This is a genomic window from Cupriavidus sp. MEYA8, assembly GCF_059278825.1.
This window is the reverse complement of sequence record NZ_CM181222.1, coordinates 272,356-295,140: the sequence shown is the minus strand read 5'-3', so window position 1 is coordinate 295,140 and position 22,785 is coordinate 272,356. Positions and strand designations below refer to the sequence as shown.

The 22,785-nt window shown below is 66.9% G+C and carries 21 protein-coding genes; 12 read left to right on the top strand and 9 right to left on the bottom strand.

Going from position 1 to position 22,785, the window contains the following annotated elements:
* Positions 1-100 precede the first annotated feature (100 nt).
* From AC5WJ1_RS18450 to AC5WJ1_RS18400, 11 genes are read left to right on the top strand one after another with little or no spacing between them, the layout of a single operon-like run.
* A complete protein-coding gene (locus AC5WJ1_RS18450) occupies positions 101-1,105 on the top strand; it encodes an ABC transporter permease (protein WP_135703785.1) in 1,005 nt (334 codons plus the stop codon).
* Positions 1,102-1,941: an ABC transporter permease gene (locus AC5WJ1_RS18445; RefSeq protein ID WP_116345782.1), complete on the top strand. Its 840-nt coding sequence runs from the start codon at positions 1,102-1,104 to the stop codon at positions 1,939-1,941. The genes AC5WJ1_RS18450 and AC5WJ1_RS18445 overlap by 4 nt, the downstream gene beginning before the upstream one ends.
* A 31-nt stretch (positions 1,942-1,972) precedes the next feature.
* Positions 1,973-3,610: an ABC transporter ATP-binding protein gene (locus AC5WJ1_RS18440; RefSeq protein ID WP_133095219.1), complete on the top strand. Its 1,638-nt coding sequence runs from the start codon at positions 1,973-1,975 to the stop codon at positions 3,608-3,610.
* A gap of 52 nt (positions 3,611-3,662) precedes the next feature.
* Positions 3,663-4,925, top strand: a complete 1,263-nt coding sequence (gabT, locus tag AC5WJ1_RS18435) for a 4-aminobutyrate--2-oxoglutarate transaminase (RefSeq protein ID WP_494476861.1) — start codon at positions 3,663-3,665, stop codon at positions 4,923-4,925.
* A 35-nt stretch (positions 4,926-4,960) separates the two neighbouring features.
* Entirely contained in the window at positions 4,961-6,418 is a 1,458-nt protein-coding gene (gabD, locus tag AC5WJ1_RS18430; RefSeq protein ID WP_494476860.1) for an NADP-dependent succinate-semialdehyde dehydrogenase, read from the top strand.
* Entirely contained in the window at positions 6,415-6,747 is a 333-nt protein-coding gene (locus tag AC5WJ1_RS18425; RefSeq protein ID WP_135703789.1) for a cupin domain-containing protein, read from the top strand. Before gabD ends, AC5WJ1_RS18425 begins: the two co-directional genes overlap by 4 nt.
* On the top strand, positions 6,744-8,456 hold the full coding sequence (locus AC5WJ1_RS18420) for a thiamine pyrophosphate-binding protein (protein WP_135703790.1): 1,713 nt from the start codon (positions 6,744-6,746) through the stop codon (positions 8,454-8,456). Before AC5WJ1_RS18425 ends, AC5WJ1_RS18420 begins: the two co-directional genes overlap by 4 nt.
* A 32-nt stretch (positions 8,457-8,488) precedes the next feature.
* The gene (locus tag AC5WJ1_RS18415) at positions 8,489-9,562 is read left to right on the top strand and encodes a histone deacetylase family protein (RefSeq protein WP_494476859.1); all 1,074 of its coding nucleotides are present in this window, start codon (positions 8,489-8,491) and stop codon (positions 9,560-9,562) included.
* A gap of 38 nt (positions 9,563-9,600) precedes the next feature.
* On the top strand, positions 9,601-10,848 hold the full coding sequence (locus tag AC5WJ1_RS18410) for a Zn-dependent hydrolase (protein ID WP_135703792.1): 1,248 nt from the start codon (positions 9,601-9,603) through the stop codon (positions 10,846-10,848).
* The gene (locus AC5WJ1_RS18405; protein WP_434034165.1) at positions 10,845-11,759 is read left to right on the top strand and encodes a DMT family transporter; all 915 of its coding nucleotides are present in this window, start codon (positions 10,845-10,847) and stop codon (positions 11,757-11,759) included. Before AC5WJ1_RS18410 ends, AC5WJ1_RS18405 begins: the two co-directional genes overlap by 4 nt.
* A complete protein-coding gene (locus AC5WJ1_RS18400) occupies positions 11,756-13,255 on the top strand; it encodes an aldehyde dehydrogenase (protein ID WP_135703794.1) in 1,500 nt (499 codons plus the stop codon). Before AC5WJ1_RS18405 ends, AC5WJ1_RS18400 begins: the two co-directional genes overlap by 4 nt.
* Before the next feature lie 23 nt (positions 13,256-13,278).
* Here AC5WJ1_RS18400 and AC5WJ1_RS18395 read toward each other — a convergent pair whose 3' ends face one another.
* From AC5WJ1_RS18395 to AC5WJ1_RS18355, 9 genes are all read right to left on the bottom strand, one after another.
* Positions 13,279-13,539, bottom strand: coding sequence for a PDDEXK nuclease domain-containing protein (locus AC5WJ1_RS18395; RefSeq protein ID WP_494476858.1), 261 nt, complete (start codon positions 13,537-13,539; stop codon positions 13,279-13,281).
* Positions 13,524-13,976, bottom strand: coding sequence for a DUF1016 N-terminal domain-containing protein (locus AC5WJ1_RS18390; RefSeq protein WP_494476857.1), 453 nt, complete (start codon positions 13,974-13,976; stop codon positions 13,524-13,526). Before AC5WJ1_RS18390 ends, AC5WJ1_RS18395 begins: the two co-directional genes overlap by 16 nt.
* Before the next feature lie 65 nt (positions 13,977-14,041).
* Positions 14,042-14,227, bottom strand: coding sequence for a hypothetical protein (locus AC5WJ1_RS18385; protein ID WP_116319659.1), 186 nt, complete (start codon positions 14,225-14,227; stop codon positions 14,042-14,044).
* A gap of 457 nt (positions 14,228-14,684) precedes the next feature.
* Positions 14,685-15,377, bottom strand: a complete 693-nt coding sequence (locus AC5WJ1_RS18380) for an aspartate/glutamate racemase family protein (protein WP_135703795.1) — start codon at positions 15,375-15,377, stop codon at positions 14,685-14,687.
* Between the two features lie 162 nt (positions 15,378-15,539).
* Positions 15,540-16,703 (bottom strand): AAA family ATPase, encoded by a 1,164-nt coding sequence (locus AC5WJ1_RS18375; protein ID WP_494476856.1) that lies wholly within the window; start codon positions 16,701-16,703, stop codon positions 15,540-15,542.
* Between the two features lie 122 nt (positions 16,704-16,825).
* A complete protein-coding gene (locus AC5WJ1_RS18370; protein WP_494476855.1) occupies positions 16,826-17,926 on the bottom strand; it encodes a CaiB/BaiF CoA transferase family protein in 1,101 nt (366 codons plus the stop codon).
* 28 nt (positions 17,927-17,954) lie between these two features.
* Positions 17,955-18,944, bottom strand: coding sequence for a tripartite tricarboxylate transporter substrate binding protein (locus AC5WJ1_RS18365; protein ID WP_133095207.1), 990 nt, complete (start codon positions 18,942-18,944; stop codon positions 17,955-17,957).
* Between the two features lie 63 nt (positions 18,945-19,007).
* A complete protein-coding gene (locus AC5WJ1_RS18360) occupies positions 19,008-20,213 on the bottom strand; it encodes an acyl-CoA dehydrogenase family protein (RefSeq protein WP_135703798.1) in 1,206 nt (401 codons plus the stop codon).
* Between the two features lie 14 nt (positions 20,214-20,227).
* Positions 20,228-21,781 (bottom strand): AMP-binding protein, encoded by a 1,554-nt coding sequence (locus AC5WJ1_RS18355; protein WP_133095205.1) that lies wholly within the window; start codon positions 21,779-21,781, stop codon positions 20,228-20,230.
* Positions 21,782-21,900: 119 nt separating this feature from the next.
* Between AC5WJ1_RS18355 and AC5WJ1_RS18350 the strand changes: the two genes are divergently transcribed.
* Positions 21,901-22,785, top strand: coding sequence for a LysR family transcriptional regulator (locus AC5WJ1_RS18350; protein WP_494476854.1), 885 nt, complete (start codon positions 21,901-21,903; stop codon positions 22,783-22,785).

The window sequence follows — 22,785 nt, the reverse complement described above, 5'->3', positions numbered from 1 at the left end:
TGAAATCCGTTGCCATCGCCGCGCCCCGCATGGGAACGGCGAGGGCCAGCTGCATCCCAGTGCCGCGGTGGTCAGCCCGGCCGCCAGCGTGGAGCAAGCCGTGAACTTTCTATCCTTTCTTGGCGCCCGTCTCGGAAAGGCCGTCGTGGTCGTCCTTGGCGTGGTCGTCATCAACTTCTTCCTGATCCGGATGGCGCCGGGCGACCCGGCCACCGTGATGGCGGGCGAAGCCGGCGCCGGCGACGCCGCCTTCGTCAACCAGCTGCGCGAGCAGTTCGGGCTGGACAAGCCCGTGCTGACCCAGCTCGGCATCTATCTGAAGGGCGTGGCGCAGCTCGACCTGGGCTACTCCTACCGCAACCACCTGCCGGTGCTGGACCTGATCCTCGACCGACTGCCCGCGACCTTCCTGCTGATGAGCGGGGCGTTTCTCTTTTCCATCGTGCTGGGCGTGCTGCTCGGCGTGATCGCGGCGCGCACCCGCTACGAAAACCGCCGCCGCTGGATCGACAGCGCGGTGATGTCAGGCGCGCTGCTGCTGTACGCGACGCCGCTGTTCTGGCTGTCGCTGATGGCCATCATCCTGTTCTCGGTGGTGCTGGGCTGGCTGCCGGCTTTCGGCATGGAGACCATCGGCGCCGGCTACACCGGCCTGGCCCGCGTCAAGGACGTGGCGCTGCACATGATCCTGCCGACGGTGTCGCTGGGCTGCTTTTTCATGGCCGTGTACGTGCGCCTGACGCGCGCTTCCATGCTGGAGGTGATGGGCATGGACTATGTGAAGACCGCGCGCGCCAAGGGCGTCCCGGCCGGCCGCGTGATCCGCGTGCATGTGCTGCGCAACGCGCTGCTGCCGGTGATCACGTTTGCAGGCATCCAGCTGGGCCAGATGGCCGGCGGCGCGGTGCTGACCGAAACCGTGTTCTCGTGGCCGGGCATCGGCCGGCTGATGTTCGATGCGCTGCTGCAGCGCGACTACCAGCTGCTGCTCGGCATTTTCTTCGTGACCTCGGCGATGGTGGTGTTCTTCAACCTGGTGACCGACGTGATCTACCGCTTTATCGACCCGCGCATCGCCGCGGGCGGCAAGGGAGCCACCGCATGAAAGCCTTCCTGCAACGTTATTGCCGCAACTATGGCGCGGTGATCGGCCTGCTGGTGCTGCTGTCAGTGCTGGCGCTGGCACTGCTCGCGCCCGTGTTCTACGAAGAGTCGCCGTGGCTGATGGTGGCCGAGCCGCTGGTGCAGCCGTTCACCGACCCGGCGCTTCCGTTCGGCACCGACATGCTGGGCCGCGACATCACCGCCGGCATGCTGTACGGCGCGCGGGTCTCGCTGCTGGTCGGCGTGATCTCCACCGCGGTGGCGCTCGCCGTCGGCATCGCCGTGGGCGCGGTCGCGGGCTATTGCGGCGGCCGTGTCGACGATGCGCTGATGCGCATCACCGAGTTCTTCCAGACCATTCCGCAGCTGGCGATGGCTGTCGTGATCGTCGCCATCTTCAATCCGTCGATCTATTCCATCGTTGCCGCCATCTCGGTGGTGTCGTGGCCGCCGGTGGCGCGCCTGGTGCGCGGCGAGTTCCTGTCGCTCAAGCAGCGCGAGTTCGTGCAGGCCGCGGTGGTGATCGGGCAGAAGCCGGTGCGCATCATCGCCACGCAGATCCTGCCCAATGCCATGTCGCCGATCATCGTGTCGGCCTCGTTCATGGTTGCCACCGCGATCCTGACCGAATCGGCGCTGGCCTTCCTGGGCCTGGGCGACCGCAACATGATGAGCTGGGGCTTCATGATCGGCGCGGCCCGCACCATGATCCGCGAAGCGTGGTGGATGAGCGTGTGGCCCGGCGTGGCGATCCTGCTGACGGTGCTGTCGATCAACCTGATCGGCGAGGGCCTGAACGACGCCATGAACCCGCAGCTGCGCCGCCGCGGCGAGTGAGCGCCCGCCTGGACTAGCAAAGGACAAAGTGATGAAGACCAGCGACCAAGCGCCCCTGCTGTCGATCCGCGATCTTTCGATCGCGCTGCCCGCGGGCGGCGACCGGCCCTACGCGGTGCGCGATATCTCCTATGACCTGCATGCCGGCGAGATCCTCTGCATCGTCGGCGAATCGGGCTCCGGCAAGTCGATGAGCGCCAACGCCATCATGGGCCTGCTACCTGCTTACCTGAAGCCGGAGCAGGGCCGGATCCTGTTCAAGGGCCGCGACCTGCTGACTCAGGACGAAGCCACGCTGCTCGGCATGCGTGGCAAGGACATGGCCATGGTGTTCCAGGAGCCGCTGTCTGCGCTGAACCCCGTGATGACCGTGGGCGACCAGATCGGCGAGGTCATGCGCGTGCACAACGCCTACCCGGGCGAGGCGCGTGCGCGCCGCGTGCTCGAACTGCTGGAGTTCGTCGGCCTGCCCGATCCGGCCACGCTGATGCATGCCTATCCGTTCCGCCTGTCTGGCGGCCAGCGCCAGCGTGTGGTGATCGCCATGGCGCTCGCGCTCGAACCGGCACTGCTGATCGCCGACGAGCCGACCACCGCGCTCGATGTCACAACGCAGGCGCAGATCCTGGACCTGATCCGCCGCATCCAGGCGGAGAAGGGCATGGGCGTGATGTTCGTCACCCATGACTTCGGCGTGGTCGCCGAGATCGCGGATCGCGTGGCGGTGATGGAGAAGGGCGTGCTGGTGGAGATGGGCAGCGCGGACCAGGTGTTGAACCGCCCGCAACATGCCTATACCAAGCGCCTGATCGGCGCGGTGCCGCATGGCCGTGCCGGCGAGCGCGGGCGCAATGAGAGCGAGACCGTGCTGGAAGTGCGTGACCTGCGCAAGACCTACGTGACCGGCGGCGGACTCTTCACCAGGAAGCGCGTGGTGCATGCGGTGGATGGCGTCAGCTTCACGGTACGCCGCGGCGAGACGCTGGGAATCGTCGGCGAGTCGGGCTCGGGCAAGTCGACCATCGGCAAATGCCTGCTGCGCCTGACGGATATCGATGGCGGCGCGCTGATGTTCGATGGGCAGGACATCGCCCGCCTTTCCGAGCGCCAGTTCCGTCCGCTGCGCCGCGACGTGCAGATGATTTTCCAGGATCCGTTTGCCTCGCTCAATCCGCGTCATACCGTCGGTCGCATCATCACCGATGGTCCGGTCGCCAACGGCGTGCCGCTGGCCGCCGCGCAGGCGCGCGCGCGCGAACTGCTGCAGTTGGTGGGGCTGGAGGCCTCCGCGTTCGACCGCTATCCCAACCAGTTCTCCGGCGGCCAGCGCCAGCGCATCGGCATCGCGCGGGCACTGGCGCTGGAACCCAAGCTGCTGGTGGCCGACGAATCGGTCTCCGCGCTCGATGTCTCGGTGCAGGCGCAGGTGCTGGAGCTGCTGGCCGACCTGCAGAAGCGCCTGAACATCGGCCTGATCTTCATTACCCATGACCTGCGCGTGGCCGCGCAGATCTGCCACCACGTGATCGTGATGCACAAGGGCCGCGTGGTCGAGTCCGGCCCGCCGGGGCAGATCTTCGACGCCCCGCAGCACGCCTATACCCAGCGCCTGATCGGCGCGATTCCCGGCAAGGCATGGGACCCGACACTAATCCGCGCCGCCGCCTGAGCGGCGCGGGCACCAACCACGTCGCAACCGCAAGAATAACTGGAGAGAAGTGATGAAGAACGCCGAACTGGTTCGCCGCAAGGACGCCGCCACCCCGCGCGGCGTGGGCGTGATGTGCAATTTCTACGCCGAGCGCGCGCTGAATTCGGAGATCTGGGATGTCGAGGGCAAGCGCTATATCGACTTCGCCGCAGGTATCGCCGTGCTCAACACGGGCCACCGCCATCCGCGCCTGGTCGAAGCCGTCGAGCAGCAGCTGGGGCGCTTCACTCATACCGCCTACCAGATCGTGCCCTACGCCAGCTATATCGAGCTGGCCGAGAAGATCAATCGCCGTGCGCCGGGCCGCTCGGCCAAGAAGACCGCCTTCTTCACCACCGGCGCCGAGGCGGTGGAGAACGCCATCAAGATCGCCCGCGCCGCCACCGGCCGGCCCGGCGTGATCGCGTTCTCCGGCGGCTTCCACGGCCGCACCATGATGGGCATGGCGCTGACCGGCAAGGTCGCGCCGTACAAGATCGGCTTCGGGCCGTTCCCGGGCGAGGTCTACCACGCGCCGTATCCGTGCGCGCTGCACGGCGTCACCACCGACGACTCGCTCAAGGCGCTGCAGCACCTGTTCAAGGCGGACATCGATCCCAAGCGCGTGGCGGCCATCATCTTCGAACCCGTGCAGGGCGAGGGCGGCTTCAACGTCGCGCCGACCGACTTCGTGCAGGCGCTGCGCGCGGTCTGCGACGAGCACGGCATCCTGCTCGTCGCCGATGAAGTGCAGACCGGCTTCGGCCGCACCGGCAAGCTGTTCGCGATGGAGCACTACGACGTGGCGCCGGACCTGACCACCATGGCCAAGAGCCTGGCCGGCGGCATGCCGCTGTCGGCGGTGTGCGGCCGCGCCGAGGTGATGGACGCGCCTGCGCCCGGCGGGCTGGGCGGCACGTATGCCGGCAACCCGCTGGCGGTGGCTTCTGCGCTGGCAGTACTGGACGTTCTCGAAAGCGAAAAGCTGATCGAACGCGGCGCCGAACTGGGCCAGCGCTTGATGGCGCGCCTGGAAAGCCTGCGTCCGCGTGTGCCGCAGATCGCCGAAGTGCGCGGTGTGGGCGCAATGGTGGCGGTGGAATTCCGCCAGGCCGACGGTAGCCCCGATCCCGACTTTACGCGCACGGTGCAGAACCGCGCGCTGGAGAAGGGCCTGCTGCTGCTGTCGTGCGGCGTGTACGGCAACGTCATCCGCTTCCTGTTCCCGCTGACGATCCAGGACGCGGTGATGAACGAAGGCCTGGACATCCTGGCCGAGGCACTGACCCGCTGACCTGTCCGCATCCATCGATACCGAAGAGACTAGCCATGCAACTCAAGGACTCCGGCCTGCTGCGCGCGCAGGCCTATATTGCCGGAAACTGGCAGGACGCCGACAGCGGCGCTACGTTTGCCGTTACCGATCCCGCCAGCGGCGCCCTGATCGGCACCGTGCCCAGCATGGGCGCGGCCGAAACGCGCCGCGCCATCGACGCCGCGCAGGCCGCGCAGGCCGGCTGGCGCCGCAAGACCGCGCGCGAGCGCGCCGCGGTGCTGCGCGCCTGGTACGAACTGATGCTGGCCAATGCCGACGACCTCGCGTTGCTGATGACCACCGAGCAAGGCAAGCCGCTGGCCGAAGCGAAGGGCGAAGTTATTTATGCCGCTTCCTTCCTCGAATGGTTCGCCGAGGAAGCCAAGCGCGTCAGCGGCGACGTGCTGGCCACGCCCGCCAACGACAAGCGACTGGTCGTGGTCAAGGAGCCTGTCGGCGTGTGCGCGGCGATTACGCCGTGGAATTTCCCGCTCGCGATGATCACCCGCAAGGCCGGCCCGGCGCTGGCGGCGGGCTGCGCCATGGTGCTCAAGCCGGCTGAAGACACGCCGCTGTCGGCGCTGGCGCTGGCTGTGCTGGCCGAGCGTGCCGGGGTGCCGGCGGGCCTGTTCAGCGTGATCACCGGCGACGCCATTGCCATCGGCGGCGAACTTACCGCCAACCCCGTGGTGCGAAAGCTCAGCTTCACCGGCTCGACCGAGGTCGGCCGCATCCTGATGCGGCAATCCGCCGACACCATCAAGAAGCTCTCGCTGGAACTCGGCGGCAACGCACCGTTCATCGTGTTCGACGATGCCGATCTCGATGCGGCGGTGGAGGGGGCCATCGCCTCCAAGTACCGAAACGCCGGCCAGACCTGCGTCTGCGCCAACCGACTCTATGTCCACGACAAGGTCTATGACGCCTTTGCCGAAAAGCTGGTGGCCGCGGTGGCAAAGCTGAAGGTCGGCTATGGCGTCGAGCCAGGCGTGCTGCAAGGCCCGCTGATCAACGAGGACGCGGTGGCCAAGGTCGAGTCGCATATCGCCGACGCGCTCGGCAAGGGCGCGCGGCTGCTCACCGGCGGCAAGCGCCATGCGCTGGGTGGCACCTTCTTCGAGCCGACGGTACTGGCTGACGTGACCCCCGCCATGCGCGTGGCCAAGGAGGAAACTTTTGGCCCGCTGGCGCCGCTGTTCCGCTTCTCCACCGACGAGGAAGCGATCGCGATGGCCAACGATACCGAATTCGGCCTGGCCTCCTATTTCTTCAGCCGCGATATCGGCCGCGTCTGGCGCGTGGCCGAGGCGCTGGAGTACGGCATGGTCGGCATCAACACCGGCCTGATCTCCAACGAGGTGGCGCCGTTCGGCGGCGTCAAGCAGTCGGGCCTGGGCCGCGAGGGCTCGAAGTACGGCCTCGACGAATACCTGGAGACTAAGTACCTGTGCATGGGCGGGGTGGACCGGTGAGCGCGCCGCAAGACCGGCCCAAGGCCGTCGGCACCGTGCAGGTCGACAACGAACGCGTGATCGTGACGGAGTGGCGCTTCGCGCCCGGCGCCGAGACCGGGCAGCATCGCCATGGCTACGACTACGTGGTGGTGCCGATGACCACCGGGGCGCTGCGCCTGCAGACGCCGGCTGGCGAGGCCACCAGCCAGCTCGTTGCCGGCCAGGCCTATTACCGCCCAGCCGGGGTCGAGCACAACGTCATCAATGCCCACGAAGGCGAATGCGTGTTCGTGGAAATCGAGATCAAGCCGGCGGCCGGCGCCGCGGGCGGAGGAGGTTGCCAATGAGCCAAGCCAACCCCACCCTGCGCGAGCGCAATGGCGGGCAGATCCTTGTCGAGCAGTTGCGCATCCAGGGCGTGCGGCGCGTGTTCCTGGTGCCGGGCGAAAGCTACCTGCCGTGCATCGATGCGCTGTACGACCACCAGGACGCGATCACGCCGATCGTCTGCCGCCAGGAAAGCGGTGCCGGTTACATGGCCGAAGCCCACGGCAAGCTGACGGGAGAGCCCGGCGTTTGCTTCGTCACGCGCGGCCCCGGCGCCACCAATGCGAGCATCGCCGTGCATACCGCGTTCCAGGACTCCACGCCGATGATCCTGTTCGTGGGGCAGGTGGGCAACGACTTCTACGAGCGCGAAGCCTTCCAGGAAATCGACTACCGCCGCATGTTCGGCCAGATGTCCAAGTGGGTCGCGCAGATCGACCGCACCGACCGCATTCCCGAGTTCATCGCACGTGCCTTCGCGGTAGCGACCAGCGGCCGGCCCGGCCCGGTGGTGCTGGCGCTGCCGGAGGACACGCTGTGGGGCAAGGCCACCGTGGCCGACATGCCGCGCTACGTGCGCAGCCACTCGGCTCCGGCGCCGCACGCGCTGGCGTCGCTGGCCGCGATGCTGGAACAGGCCGAGCGCCCCTTCCTGATGATCGGCGGCTCCGGCTGGACCCCCGAGGCGATGCGGCAGATGGAAGGCTTTGCCGAACGCTTCGGCCTGCCGGTGGGGCTGGCGTGGCGCCGGCTGGAGTGCTTCGACAACCACCATCCCAACTATGCCGGCCATGTCGGCTGGGGCATGGGCGAGGCACTGCGCGCGCGCATCCGCGGGTCGGACCTGCTGATCGCCGTCGGCACCCGCATGGGCGAGGCCACCACCGAGGGCTATACCGTGGTGGAAAGCCCGCTGCCGCGCCAGCGGCTGGTGCATGTGTATCCCGATCCGGAGGAGCTGGGCCGCGTGTTCCGCGCGGAGGTGCCTGTCGTTGCTGACGTCGTCTCGTTCGCGGCCGCGGTGGACGGCCTGCGCCCGGCGCGCGAACACAACCGCGCGGCATTGGTGGAGCGCGCGCGGCGCGACTACCTCGACAGCCAGAAGGCGCTGCCCGCGCCAGGTCCGCTGAATCTGAACCAGGCCGCCTGTCTTGTGCGCGAGCGCCTGCCCGAGGATGCCTGCATTACCGTCGGCGCCGGCAACTACGCGGTCTTTCCGCACACCTATTACCGCTACAAGGGCGTCGGCACCAGCCTGGCGCCGACTGTCGGCTCGATGGGCTATGGCCTGCCGGCGGCGATCTCGGCCAAGCTGGAGCATCCGGAACGCACCGTGGTCTGCTATGCGGGCGACGGCTGCTTCCAGATGAACCTGCAGGAGCTGGGCGTGGCCATGCAGTACCGCCTCGGCATCGTGGTGCTGGTGTTCAACAACGGCATCTGGGGCACGATCCGCGCCCACCAGGAACGCGAATTCCCCGGCCGGACCATCGCGCTGGGCTTCGAGAACCCGGAGTTCGCCGAACTGGCGCGCGCCTACCGCGGCTACGGTGAGGTGGTGTCGAGCGACGCCGAATTCGGCCCCGCGCTGGATCGCGCGCTCGACTTTGCCAGTACGCACAGCATGCCGGCGCTGCTGGAGCTGCGTTACGACCCCGACGGCATCGCCCCCGGCATGACCCTGTCCGGCATCCGCGCGGCGGCACTGGCGCGCCAGGCGGCAGGCTGAGCCGGCGCTTCCTTTTACAACCTACCTACACCATGCGTGCCTTCTTCTCGGATGATCAGTTGCTGCACGAACCCCGCCAGTTCATGCGCGCGGGGCGGTTGTGCGCGCCGACCGACGTGCCGGCCCGCGCGGCGGCACTGCAGCGCGCGCTCGCCGCGCGCGGCATCGAACTGGCGGCGCCACCCGATTGCGGGCGCGCGCCGCTGGAAGCGGTGCACAGTCCGGCCTATCTCGACTTCCTCGCCAGCGCCTGGGCGCGCTGGCAGGAACTGGCGCGACCCGGCTTCGAGCCCGGCATCGAAGTCCTGCCCAATCTATCGCCGTATCACAACGGCAAGGTCGGCGAGCCGCGCCGTCCCGTGTGTCCCAACGATTCGGTGATCGCCCAGGCCGGCTACTACCTGGGCGACCTCAGCAGCCCGCTCGGGCCGGACAGCTGGCGCGCGATCCTGCGCGGCGCGCACAGCGCGGTCGCGGCGGCCCGCCATGTGTGCGAGCGGCAGGACGGCGCCGGCATGGCCTATGCGCTGTGCCGCCCCTCCGGCCACCACGCCCACAGCGACCGCGCGGCCGGCTTCTGCTATGTCAACAACTCGGCCATCGCGGCGCAAACGCTGCTGGCCCGCTTCGGCAAGGTGGCGGTGCTCGACGTCGATGCGCATCACGGTGACGGCACCCAGCAGATTTTCTATCACCGCTCAGATGTGATGACGATTTCGCTGCATGCCGATCCGGCCGATTACTACCCGTTCTACACCGGCTATGCGAACGAGCGCGGCTATGGCGCGGGCTATGGCTACAACCTCAACTTCCCGCTGCCGCACGGCAGCGGCGACGCCGAGTTCCTGTCGGCACTGGACGGCGCACTGGACGCGCTGCGCGACTATCGCCCGCAGGCGGTGGTGCTGGCGCTGGGCTTCGATACCTACGAGAACGATCCCATCAGCGTCCTGAAGGTCAGCATGGATGGCTACCGCGGCATCGGCGAGCGCATCCATGCGCTGGGCCTGCCGACGGTGGTGGTGCAGGAGGGCGGCTACGAGGTCGAGGCGATCGGCCGCGGGCTGGATGCATTCCTGGCGGGTTTCGCACCTGCGACCGCATAAGGCTGAATGGTGCAATCACCAATACCAGGAGAACTGCAATGACTAGCAAGATCGCCATCAACGGCCAGCGCCTGTGGCAATCGCTGATGGACCTGTCGCAGATCGGCGCCACGCCGAAGGGCGGCAACGCGCGCCTGGCGCTGACCGCGCTCGACGGCCAGGGCCGCGACCTGGTGTGCGGCTGGATGCGCGACGCGGGCCTGACCGTGACGGTGGACCGCGTCGGCAATATCTTTGGCCGCCGCGCCGGGCGCAACGATGCGCTGCCGCCGGTGATGACCGGCAGCCATATCGATACGCAGCCGACCGGCGGCAAGTTCGACGGCTGCTTCGGCGTGCTGGCCGGGCTGGAAGTCATGCGCACGCTCAATGACTATGGCGTGACCACCGAAGCGCCGCTCGAACTGGCCATCTGGACCAATGAGGAAGGCACGCGCTTCGTGCCGGTGATGATGGGCTCGGGCGTGTTCGCCGGGATTTTCCCGCTGCAGACCGCGCTGGACGCCACCGATACCGAAGGCAAGCGCGTGGCCGACGAACTGCAGGCGATCGGCTACGCCGGTCCTGACGAGGTGGGCGGGCGGCCGGTGGGGGCGTATTTCGAGGCGCATATCGAACAGGGCCCGGTGCTGGAAGCGGCGGACAACGTAATCGGCGTGGTCACGGGATCGCTGGGGCTGCGCTGGTACGACGTGACCGTAACCGGCATGGAAGCGCACGCCGGCCCCACGCCGATGCCGCTGCGCCGCGACGCGCTCTATGGCGCCACCCACGTGATGCAGGAAGTGGTTCGCATCGCGCATGACTTCGCGCCGCACGGCCGCGGTACGGTGGGCGTGGTCGATCTCCACCCCGGCTCGCGCAACGTGATCCCCGGCGCGGTCAAATTCACGGTCGACCTGCGCCATGAAGACGCCGGCAAGCTGGCCGAGATGGACGCCCGCTTCCGCGCCGCATGCGAGGCGCTGGCGCAGGGCCAGACCACTGGTGCCACGTTCGACGTGAAGGTCGAAGACGTGCAGTACTTCCCGCCGACGCCGTTCGCGCCGGAACTGGTCGACCATGTGCGCCGCGAGGCCGTGGCGCGCGGCTACAGCCAGCAGAACATCGTCACCGGTGCTGGTCATGACGCGGTGTACATGGCCAGCGTCACCCCGACCGCGATGATCTTCGTGCCCTGCAAGGACGGCATCAGCCACAACGAAGTGGAAGATGCCCGGCCCGAGCACCTGGAAGCCGGCGCCAACGTGCTGCTCGGCGCGATGGTCGCGCAGGCGGGCGCATGACCGCCGCGGCGCACGGCGCGCCCGACTGGTGGCGTGGCGGGCTGCTGTTCCTGTGCGTGGTGACGCTGTTCGCTACCGTGGACGCAACCGCCAAGCACCTGGTCGGCCGCTATCCCGCGCCGTTCCTCAACGCGGTGCGCTACGGCGCCACGCTGGCGGTAGCAGTGGCCATGCTCGCTATGTCCGGCCAACTGCGCGGACAGATCCGCTTCTGGCGCACCCCGCACCGCGGCCTGCTGTTGCTGCGCGGGTTGATGCTCGCGGTGGTCGGCACCTGCTTCATGACCGCGCTGCTGTGGATGCCGCTGGCCGAAGCCACCGCCATCTATTTCATGGCGCCGCTGATGGTGGTGGGCCTGTCGTCGTGGATGCTGGGCGAGAAGGTCGGCCCGCGCCAGTGGCTGGCGGTAGGCGCAGGCTTCTGCGGGATGCTGCTGATCGTACGCCCCGGCGGCGCGGTGTCGTGGCTTGGTACCGTGCTGATGCTGGCCGCCACGCTGGCCTACGCCATGCTGCAACTGCTGACCCGGCGCATGGCGGGGCAGGTCGATGCGCGCGTGCAATACGGTTTTGCCGCGCTGATCTGCATGGTCGCCACCGGCGTGCCGGCACCGTTCTTCCCGCCCCCGGTTTGGCCCGACCTGGCCGATTGGCTGGCGATCCTGGCCATGGGCCTGATGAGCGCGGCGGCGCAGGTGCTGCTGATCCTGGCGCTGCAGCGCGCCCCGGCATCGCGGCTGGCGCCGCTGAACTATTTCCACCTGCTGCTGGCGCTGGTCTACAGCGCGCTGTGGTTCGGCCGTTGGCCCGACGCGCTGGCGCTGGCCGGCATCGCCCTGATCGTGGTCGCTGGCCTGACGCAGACGCTGCCGTCGCCCGCGGCCCTGTCAACCAAACGAGGAACCCCATGAGCGAAACACGCGACCTGTCTTACTGGCAGGCCCGGGCAGCCGCACTGCGCCCGCAAAGCCGTGCCTGCATCGGCGGCGCATGGACCGATGCCGCCGACGGTGCCACCTTCGACACCATCAACCCCGCCACCGGCGCGGTGCTGGCCAAGGTGGCGGCATGCGGCGCGGCCGACGTCGACCGTGCCGTCGCGGCGGCGCGCCAGGCCTTCGAACAAGGCGTCTGGTCCGGACTGTCACCGCGCGAGCGCAAGGCCGTGCTGCTGCGGCTGGCCGCGCTGATCGAAACCCACCACGAGGAACTGGCCCTGCTGGAAACGCTGGACATGGGCAAGCCCATCGGCGATACGCTGGCCTACGACATTCCGGAAGCGGCGCGCACCTTCGCGTGGTACGCCGAAGCCATCGACAAGATTTACGATGAGATCGCCCCCACCGGCGGCAACGTGCTCGCCACCATCACGCGCGAGCCGCTCGGCGTGGTGGCGGCCGTGGTGCCGTGGAACTATCCGTTGCTGATGGGGAGCTGGAAGGTCGCGCCTGCGCTGGCTGCGGGTAACAGCGTCATCCTCAAGCCTGCCGAACAGTCGCCACTTACCGCGCTGCGGCTCGCCGAGCTGGCCGCGGAAGCTGGCATTCCCCCCGGTGTCTTCAACGTCGTGCCCGGACTGGGCGCACAGGCCGGGCAGGCGCTCGGCCTGCATCCGGACGTGGATTGCATCGCCTTCACCGGCTCCACGGCCACCGGCAAGCGCTTCATGGAATATTCCGGCCAGTCCAACCTGAAGCGTGTCTGGCTCGAATGCGGCGGCAAGTCGCCGCACATTGTGTTTGACGACTGCCCCGACCTCGACCGTGCCGCGCAGGCGGCCGCCATCGGCATCTTCAACAACCAGGGTGAAATCTGCATTGCCGGCTCGCGGCTCTATGTCCAGCGCGCCATCTATGAGCCGTTCATGGAGAAGCTGGAGGCGTATGCCCGAGCAATGCAGCCAGGCGATCCACTCGACCCGGCATCCTCCATGGGTGCCATCGTCGATGCGCGCCAACTCGACCGCGTGATGTCCTACGTGGACGGCGGCCAACGCGAAGGCGCGCGGCTGCGCCTGGGCGGCGAACGCGTCCGCACGGACACCGGCGGCTACTTCCTGCAGCCCACCATCTTCGAATGCCCGAGCCAGTCGCTCAGCATCGTGCGCGAAGAAATCTTCGGTCCGGTGCTGGCCGTGACTGTGTTCGACACGGAGGACGAAGTCGTGCGCATGGCCAACGATTCGCCTTATGGGCTGGGCTCTGGGTTGTGGACCGCCAACCTGTCGCGTGCGCACCGGGTCTCGCGGCGGCTGCGGGCTGGACTGGTGTGGGTCAACTGCTATATGGATGGGGATATCACTGTGCCGTTCGGCGGGGTCAAGCAATCCGGGTCGGGGCGGGACAAGTCGCTGCATGCGCTGGACAAGTACACCGATTTGAAGACTACGTGGATAAGCCTGGAGTAGCTACGGACGGAGGGGCCCCATGGTCAGGAGGCTGCGGTCTTCTCTATCCTGCTGACGCTATGCTGGGCTTCCAGCTCGCGTCTCGTCTGATGCAGCTTCTCGGCAAGTAATCGTTCATCGGGTAGTACAGTCCGATACTCGGCGGCCAACACTGTGTTGGACAGACCTTCGAGTGAGTAGCGCGCTTCCGAGGCACCCAGTTCCGTGCACAGAATCAGACCAACCGGGGGATTCTCCCCCGGCTTCATCCAATTCTCGCGCGCATAGTTCAGGTAAAGGTGCATTTGGCCTGCGTCGGCATAGCTGAACTTACCAACCTTGAGATCCACAAGCCACAGCAGACGGAAGGCCTGCGCAGGACGGTAAGGTGAAGTGGCTTTTCGTGCACACATTTGCCAGACAGTGTCTGGCAAATCTTCTCTGCCGGCCAAAATTGGTAGAAGGTGCGCATCTGCTGCAGGTTTTGCCTACTGAAGCCTCGGCCGAACCGGGAGGAAAGGTCGGATGCCAGACGTCCGAGCAATGCGTCGCCATACCCGGCGCGTTCTTGTCCTGCCTGTTCGAACTCGGTGATGCGTCGGCCGATTTCCCAGTATGTAGCGGTCATGAGGGCGTTCACGCTTCTTGCGGCTGCACCTCGCGCGGATTCCAGCAATGCCACGACTTCTCGCTGGATGAGCGCGTATGCCTGGCTGTCGGGGAGTGCGCTGGTCGTGGTCATGTTGTTGTCGTCAAGCGTGAGGTTATGCGCTGGCGGATGCCGAAGCGCCGCCAACGCATGCGCCGCTACGCTGTGAGCGGGTCCGCGTCCATCAACTCGGCCAGCTTAGCCTGCACCATCCCCAGCAGGCATAGCGCGCTGAAGCACTCTTCGGAACGTACGCTCAGCTGTTCCAAAAGCGCGAGCACGCCTTCAATGCCGGCGCGGATTTGATGCAGGGAAACACTGGTTTCGACTGGTTCGATCGTCATGGATGACACCTCACTAAGTGGTTGCGCCACCCAAGTCAGTGAGGGCGGCGGGTCAAAAGCGAGGGTGGAAATACCGGAAGAACGCGAAAAACCGGCCCAGCCTTGCGGCTGCCCCGCTCGACCCGCCATGGAACCAATCGGTCCGTGCGAGTACACAGACGTTGCCCATTGGTGCGGCAACGTCTGTTCGCGTCAATTGCTCGGGTTTCCACGCCCGGTCACCGGCAATCCGATGACGCAACCAGTATTTCGTGGATGCGCCACGAAGGCGATAAGAGATGTCGCATTCCCATTGGGAAAGCGAAGCTTGCAGGAACGCGGCTCGCTAGGAAATCGCTGAGTCCTGAAACCGGTGCAGGCGATGGAGAAGGGCAGAAAGGCGATACTTGGCGCAGCAGGCGTGCTGGGATCACGCCGGCCAGCACCTCAGAAATCGCTCAAGATAGGGCAGGGCCGCTTAGCCGAGCGCCAGCGTCACCGCAGCCTGCGCATGCAGCGCCGTGGTATCAAACACCGGCAACGCCACGTCATCCTGCCTGAGCAGCAGCGTGATTTCCGTGCAGCCGAGGATCACGCCTTCGGCGCCCTGCGCCGCGAGCGCGGCGACGATGCGTTGGTATTCGGCCCTTGACTCATCTCGCACGATGCCGTGGCATAACTCTTCATAGATGACATCGTGCACGCGTTCGCGATCGGCCTGCTCCGGCACCAAGACGTCGATGCCATGCAGCTCGCGCATCCGCCCGCGGTAGAAATCCTGCTCCATCGTGAAGCGGGTTCCGAGCAAGCCGACGCGCCGGATGCCGGCCTGACGCAACGCGTGCGCCGTCGGGTCGACGATATGGATGAAGGGCACGTTTAGCACTGACTCGATTGCCGGCGCCACGCGATGCATGGTGTTGGTACACAACAGCACGAAGTCCGCGCCACCGGCCTCGACCTGCCGCGCGGCCTGCTGCATGAGCCGGCCAAGCTCATCCCATTGCTCCGCGTGCTGCAGTGCCTTGATTTCTTCGAAGCAGACGGTGGCCATGAGGCTGCGGGCATTGTTGTGCCCGCCCAGCCGCGTTTTCATGTCCTGGTTGATCAGCCGGTAGTACTCGGCGGACGACTCCCAGCTCATGCCGCCGATCAGTCCGATGGTCTTCATGCTCTGACTCCCCTTGGCACAATCGGCCCCTTTGACTTTGAGAAAAGTAGCAAGGAAGGGCAGTAGCGGACAGGGACAATTCTGCTGGTTTCCACCCGGCCAGTGCCGGCACGAATTGCGATGAAGGCGAGCTGTGAAAGGCGACGGCTATCTTGCTTCCCGCTACAGCTTGCCTTCAAGCGACTTGCGCTCCAGCCAGATCTCCTGCACGAACGGGTCAGTCACGCCATAGATCCCGTGCCCTTTGCGCATGATCAGGTTCGTCGCCATCATCTCGTTGACCACAGGCTGTGCTTCCTCGATTCGGACTTCACGTCCCAGGGCAGCGGAGTATGCCGCGGCGGACTCGGCCGAGAACAAGCCGCGGGCGTCACCATCTGCGCAGGCGATGCGATCGAAAATCGCGGTAGCCAGTCCACCCAGCTGTTCGAGCTTCATCAGTTCAAGGTCGGCAGCGGTCGAGCGGAGCGTGTTGGCGATGACCGGCAGGTGCTCGTCCGGATTGCTGCCTGGGGGCAAGTGGAAATGCAGTTGCCGCAAGGCTTTGATCATCTCTTCCGGCCGGTTGCCCAGTGCGCGGAACGCCTGGACGGCAACGTCCAGCGATGGACGCGCGCTGAATCCCTCTGCCGACAAGCGTTCCAGCAGATGTGCGATGTAGTCTTCACCAAGCACGGGGTAGGAGACCGAGGTAGCCCCTGCAAAGGCCTGGTTGCGGCGCGCTGTCAGTTCGCCAACCAGCGCCCGGTGCGAGCCAGTGCCTACAAAGATGAAGTAGCCAGGCGTATTGGGGCGTGGATTGACGGCATCGCGGGCTGCCTTGAGTGCCAGTAGCATACGATTGCCCTCGTCGGAGGTGATGGCGTGCTGGACCTCGTCCACGATCAGGACCAAGTTGGTCTTGGCCTTGTCGACGACTTCGGCAAGGGCGTGGGCCAGCGTGGCACCGCCGGGCTCGCCAACGCTTTCAAGCTTGAACGCGAATTTGAGGCCAAAGGCGCCAAGGTCGGCCCCCGACACGCGCTTGAGCTGCCTGAGGGCGGCGGAGCCCGGCTGCTCCAGTTCGGCAAGCGTCTTCTTTACCGCGGCAAGGATGAGGGACGCAGGGCTGCGTTGAGTGTCGCTCCAGAGGTCAACGTAGATAACGATCGCACCGTCGGCCTCGAGGGCTGGAACGAGGTCGTTGATAAGAAACGTCGTTTTTCCGGTGCGCCGTAAGCCCGACAGGAATAAGCCTGACCGCAGCCCTTCGTCCAGCACGCCGGGGTGGAGCAACTGCTTCGACATCTGGCTTGCAAGGGCCGGGCGACGATAGATGTTTGTCATGGCGCACTTATTGGAAATTATTGGATTCCAATAATTATAGCTGACCAATAATTCTCGCTAATCCGTTAGGGCTCAGCGCTTCGTATCGGTGTAAAGTGACGAAAAGAATTCTTTTGAGCCGTTTAGCGCGCCGTTCCCTTTCCGAGACCGGCCACAAAGTCGTCCCCCTCTGGCAACCCTAAGGAGAACCCGACCGGGAAGTTCACCGCAATCCCGTCTTCTCCTGCTGGGCGCCGCACCACCCCTCGCGCCCGTATGTGCGCATCCTCAAACAATTCCCCCGCCCCCAGCACCGGCGAGAACGGTATATCCAGCGGTCCGAAGAAAGCCTCCCAATCGTCAAGGTCGCGCGTCCGGAACACCGCCACAAGCAGGTCATTGACCGCCAGCTTGTGCCCATAGCGCCCGGCCCGCGTGGCATATCGCGGATCGCGCAGCGCAGGAAATTCCTCCCCAAGCGCCTCGCCCAGGTTGACCCAGAACTTGTTCTCCAGAATCCCCATCGCCAGATGCCTGCCGTCGCGCGTCTCGAACAGGTCGTTCTCCGGCATCACAGTCGGCGATTCCTGCGGCGCCGCCTCATGGCCGCGCGCTGCCCAGGCGCCGTGGGCGGTCCATGACAGGATGGCGTCGTGGATCGATACGTCCAGATGCTGCCCGCGTCCGTGCTGCCGCGCGCTCATGATGGCCACGGCCAGCGACAGCGCGGCATAGCCTGACGCGGCATAGTCCGACACGCGCACGCGCGGGCGCGAGACCTTGTCGTGCACCTGCACCGGCGTCGCCCAGTAGCCGGCCAGCGCCAGGTAGTTGAGGTCATGCCCCGCGTGGCTGGCGTACGGTCCGGTCTGGCCGAAGCCCGACACCGAGCACAGCACGATGGCCGGATTGACGGCGGCCAATGCCGCATAGTCGAGTCCCAGCCGCTTCATGACGCCGGGGCGGAAGCCTTCCACCACGGCGTCGGCATTGCGCGCCAGTTCAAGGAAGGCCTCGCGGCCGGCGTCGGTCTTCAGGTCCAGCGCGATGGACTTCTTGCCGCGGTTGAACTGCGCATACGCCGCCGGACCGAGCTGGCGGATGGAGTCGCCGCTGCCGGGCTGTTCCACCTTGATCACATCGGCGCCGAGTTGCCGCAGCAGGTTGCACGCATGCGGGCCGGGCAGCAGCTGGCTGGCGTCGATGATGGTGACGTCCTTCAGGCAGGACCATTCTGGTTTCATTTGCAATCCCGGTTTGAAAGCAGGGCGCTCAGCCCAGGTCGCCGACCATGCCGATCGACTTCATCAGCTCGCCATAGCGCGAGTTGTCCGCGGCCACGACCGTGCCGAACTGGGCCGGGGTTGCGCTGCGGCGCAGTTCGCCCGCGTTGGCCTTGAGCTGCGCGTCGAACACGCCGGCATTCTGCAGCGCGGCGACGGCGGCATGGAGCTTCTGGGTTAGCTCGGCCGGGAAGTTGGCTGGTGCAAACAGCCCGCTCCAGTTGTCGATGACAAAGCCGGGCGGCAGCGCTTCGGCCATGGTCGGCACGTCCGGGAAGAACGGCGAGCGCGCGGCGGCGGTGACGGCCAGCACGCGCACCTGCTGGTTGCGCACATACTGGGTCGCCGTGCCAAGCACCGGCATGCCGAACTGGGTCTGCCCGGTCAGCATGGCGGTGATGATTTCCGGCGCGCCCTTGTACGGGATGTGCACTGCGTCGCAGCCGGCTTGGTGGAGCATGGTTTCCACCGCCAGATGCGCGATGCTGCCCTTGCCGCCGGAGCCGTAGTTGAACTTGCCCGGCGCTTTCTTCATGGCGGCGACCAGCTCGGCCGCGGTCTTGTACGGCGACGATGTGGGCACGACGAGCGCGGTCGGCCCGCCGGAAAGCGCGGTGATCGGCGTGAAATCGCGCGCCGGGTCGTACGGCATCTTGCGGTACATATGCACGTTGATCACGTGCGTGTTGGCGAGGATGCCCAGCGTGTAGCCGTCGGGCACGGCACGCCGCAGCGCGGTGGCGCCGATGATGCCGCCGGCGCCGGGCATGTTCTCGACCACCAGCGGCTGGCCGAGCTTCTGGCCAAGCTCCGCCGACAGCGTGCGGGCAGTATTGTCCGGCGTGCTGCCGGCGATGAACGGGACGATCAGCCGGATCGGCCGGTTGGGATAGTTGGCAGGGGCCGCGGCGCGGGCGGGCAGAAAGACGCTTCCCAGTGCGGCGGCGCCAGCGGTGGCGAGCCATTCTCGGCGGTTCATGCTAGGTCTCCGTGGTCTTGTTGTAGTGTCCTGATGCCGGCGGCGACCGTGCCGCCGGCACGGTCATGCCTGTTGCTGTTTCGGCGGCTGCGCCTGCTGCTGCAGCGGCTCCAGTATCGCGCGCGCGATGGTGTTGCGCTGGATCTCGCTCGTGCCGGTGAAGATGCGGAACATGCGCAGCTTGCGGAAGGTCTGCTCGACCGGATGCCCGCGCGTGACGCCCACGTTGCCGTGGATCTGTACCGCCTTGTCGGCCACTTCGAAACAGCGTTCCGAGACAAAGAGCTTGCACGCCGCGGCTTTCATGCGCAGATCGGCGCCGGCGTCTGCCAGTGCCGCGGTGTGCGCGATCATGCTTTCGCAGGCCCACAGCGCCGCGGCCATATCGGCGAGCATGTGCTGGATTGCCTGGAAGCGCGCGATCGGGCCGCCGAACTGGCGCCGCTTGCCGGCGTATTCCACCGACGACTCATAGGCTCGCATGGCCAGCCCCAGCATCGACGGGCAGTGCAGCAAGCGGTTCACGTTGATGCGCGACATGCCGAGCTTGAAGCCGTTGCCCTCGCCGCCAAAGATATTGGCGCGCGGCACGCGCACGTTGTCGAAGCGGATATCGCCGTCGATATGCTGGCCCGACATCGGCACGTACTCGTTGGTCACGGTCACGCCCGGCAGGTTCAGGTCGACCAGGACCGCGCTGATCGCCGGCGGCGTCGTGGTGGCATCCGTCACGCACATGACGATGGCGAAGTCCGCGAACGGCGCGCCGCTGATGTAGTGCTTGCCGCCGTTGATCACCAGCTCGTCGCCGTCGGCGGCCGCGGTGGTCTTGATGCTTTGCGCGTCGGATCCGGAATGCGTTTCCGTCAGCGCGAAGCAGGTCGACTTCTCTCCGCGGATGACCGGCTCGAAGTACTGCTTCAGCTGCGCCGGCGTGGCGTACTTGAGCATGTTGCCCACGCGCGGCGGGCCGCCCAGGTCGCCCAGCACATGCGCGGCCAGCGTCGAGCCGCTGGCGGCAAGATCGGCCTTGAGCGCGCATTGCTCCTGGATATTCAGCCCTTTGCCGCCGAGCGATTCCGGCAGGCAGGCGGCATAGAAACCCAGTTCGTACGAGCGGCGCCAGACCTTGCGCAGCACTTCGCGCGGCCACGGGTCTTCGGAGCCGAGCCCCAGCTCCTGCTCCAGCGGGCGCAGTTCCTCGTCGATAAAGCGGCGGATGCCGGCGCGGGTTTCCACCAGCACGGGGTTGGTCAGGTGATCGAACATGACAGGCGGGCTCCTTAGTTGACGCGGCGCGCCACGCCTTGCCAGTAGCGTTCGCGCACGATCTTGCGGGCCAGCTTGCCGCTGGCGTTCTTGGGCAGTTCGGCGACAAAGTCGACCGAACGCGGCGATTTGTAGTCGGCGATGCGCTCGCGGCAGTGCGCGATCAGCTGCTGCGCGCTGGCCTCGCGGCCCGGGCGCAGCGTGACCACGGCCTTGACGCTCTCGCCCCAGGTGTCGTCGGGCACGCTGATGACGCAGGCTTCAAGCACGTCGGGGTGCTGGTACAGCGTGGCTTCGACCTCGGTCGGGTACACATTGAAGCCGCCGGAGATGATCATGTCCTTCTTGCGGTCGACCAGGTACAGGTAGCCGGCGTCGTCCACGCGTGCCATGTCGCCGGTGTGCAGCCAGCCGTCGACGATGGTCTCGGCGGTCAGCGCGGGCTCGCCCCAGTAGCCCTGGAACACGTCTTCGCCGCGGATCACCAGTTCGCCGATCTCGCCGGCCGCGACCTCGCGGCCATGTTCGTCGACCACGCGTACTTCGGTCTCGCCCAGCGCGCGGCCACACGAGGCCAGGCGCTCGGGGTGGTTCGCGATCGCGTCGGCGTGGTCGGCGGTCGACAGGCGCGTGACGCCGGAGGTCGATTCGCTGGCGCCATAGCCTTGCGACAGGACCGGGCCAATGCGCTCCCACGCCTCGCGGATACGCGCCGGCGCCATGGGCGCGGCGCCGTAGGCCAGCGTCTTCAGGCTGGACAGGTCGGCCTGCGCCAGCGAGGGCTCGGCCATCAGCATGTTGATCATCGCCGGCACCATGAACACGTGCGTGATGCGCAGCCGCGCCACTTCTGCCAGGAAGTGCGCGGGCTCGAACTTGTCGAACAGCACCAGCGTCGCGCCCAGGTACAGGTAGGGCTGCATCAGCATGCCGGAGGCGTGCGTGACCGGGCCGATCAGCGCCAGCCGGTCGCCGGGGCGAGCGGGGCGGTCCATGCCGGCCACCATCTTGCGTAGCGCCGCCATGCGGTTGCCGTAGGTCTGCATCGCCGCCTTGATTTTGCCGGTGGAGCCGGACGAGAAGTGCAGCACCGCGAGATCGCTGGCAGCGGGCGCGATGTCCGGCGGCGTGGTGCCGGCGTTGGCCAGCAGTGATTCGTAGCCGACATAGCCTGCTGGTGCTTCACCGATGGCGATAAACGTCTCCACGCTGCCAAAACCCGGCGTGGCGCGCGAGTAGCCGGTGTAGCCGGGGCCGGCGATCAGCACGCGCGGCGTGCAGTTTTCGACCACATCACTGGCTTCCGTGGCGGTAAAGCGCGGATTCAGCGCCGCCTTGACCAGGCCGGCTTTGTACAGCGCGCACTCCAGTTCCACCAGCTCGGGCCGGTTGCGCGCCTGCACCGCGACGCGGTCGCCGCGCTGCAGCCCGAGCGCCAGCAGCGCGTTGGCCAGGCGGCTGGAGCGCTCTTCCAGCTGGCGGTAGGTCACCACCTGGTCCTGGTAGAGGATGGCGGGCTGGTCGCCCCAATAGCGCGCGGCGCGGCGCAGGAAGTACGCGAAACTCATGCTGTCTCCGTGATGCGAATGGTGTTGTGCTACGGCTCTGCGCCTAAGTCTGTAAGATGACGCCCATCACCACAATGCGGCGCTGGATATAAAGCCATAACCATCAGGAATGTGAGGCAATGGAGACGCGGGACCTGGAATACATCCTCGCGGTGGCCACGCACGGCGGCATCGGCAGGGCGGCGGAGGCCCTCGGGATCAGCCAGCCGGCCCTGACCAAGGCGGTGCAGCGGGTGGAGGCGCAGGCCGGGCTGCCACTGTTCGAGCGGACCGCCAACGGCATGACCGCCACTTACGCCGGCGCGCGTTTCCTGGAGCGGGCGCAGCGCATCCGGCTGGAATACGAGGACGGCATCAAGGAAATGCTCGGCATCCGCACCGGCGAGCAGGGCGTGCTGCGGGTGGGCTATTCGCCGTCGATTCCGGGCGGCGTGATCCTGGGCGCGTGCCAGCAGCTGATGCGCGAGCGCCCGGTGGCGCGGCTGCGCCTGCGGCGCCGGCTGGCGCGGGACGTGCTGGACCTGCTGGCTGCGGGCGAACTCGATCTCGCGGTAGCGCCGGTGCAGGCTTCAACGGACTTTGCGGTGGAACCGCTGTTCGACGACCGGCTGGTGGTGGTAGCGGACCAGGGCCACGCGTTGTTGCGCCGGCGCAAGCTGCGGCTGGCGGACCTGGCCGACCAGGAATGGCTGCTGCCGGAGGGGCATATCACGCTGCGGCAGCAGGTCGACGCCGCCTTCCGCCAGCGCGGCCTGCCGGCGCCGCAGCCGCGCGTCGAGATCGATTTCGGCAGCCCCTCGCTGTTCGCGCTGATGCAGGGCACGCAGATGCTGAGCATCGCCAACGAGGGCGGCGACGCCATGCAGCACGGCCTGCGCCCGCTGCCGCTGGAAGTCGAAGAGCTGGACCTGCGCCGGCAAATCGGCGTGCTGACGCGAGGCGGCGCCTACCTGTCGCCGCTGGCGCAGCGCCTGACGACGCTGCTGCGCGAGCACAGCCGCTGA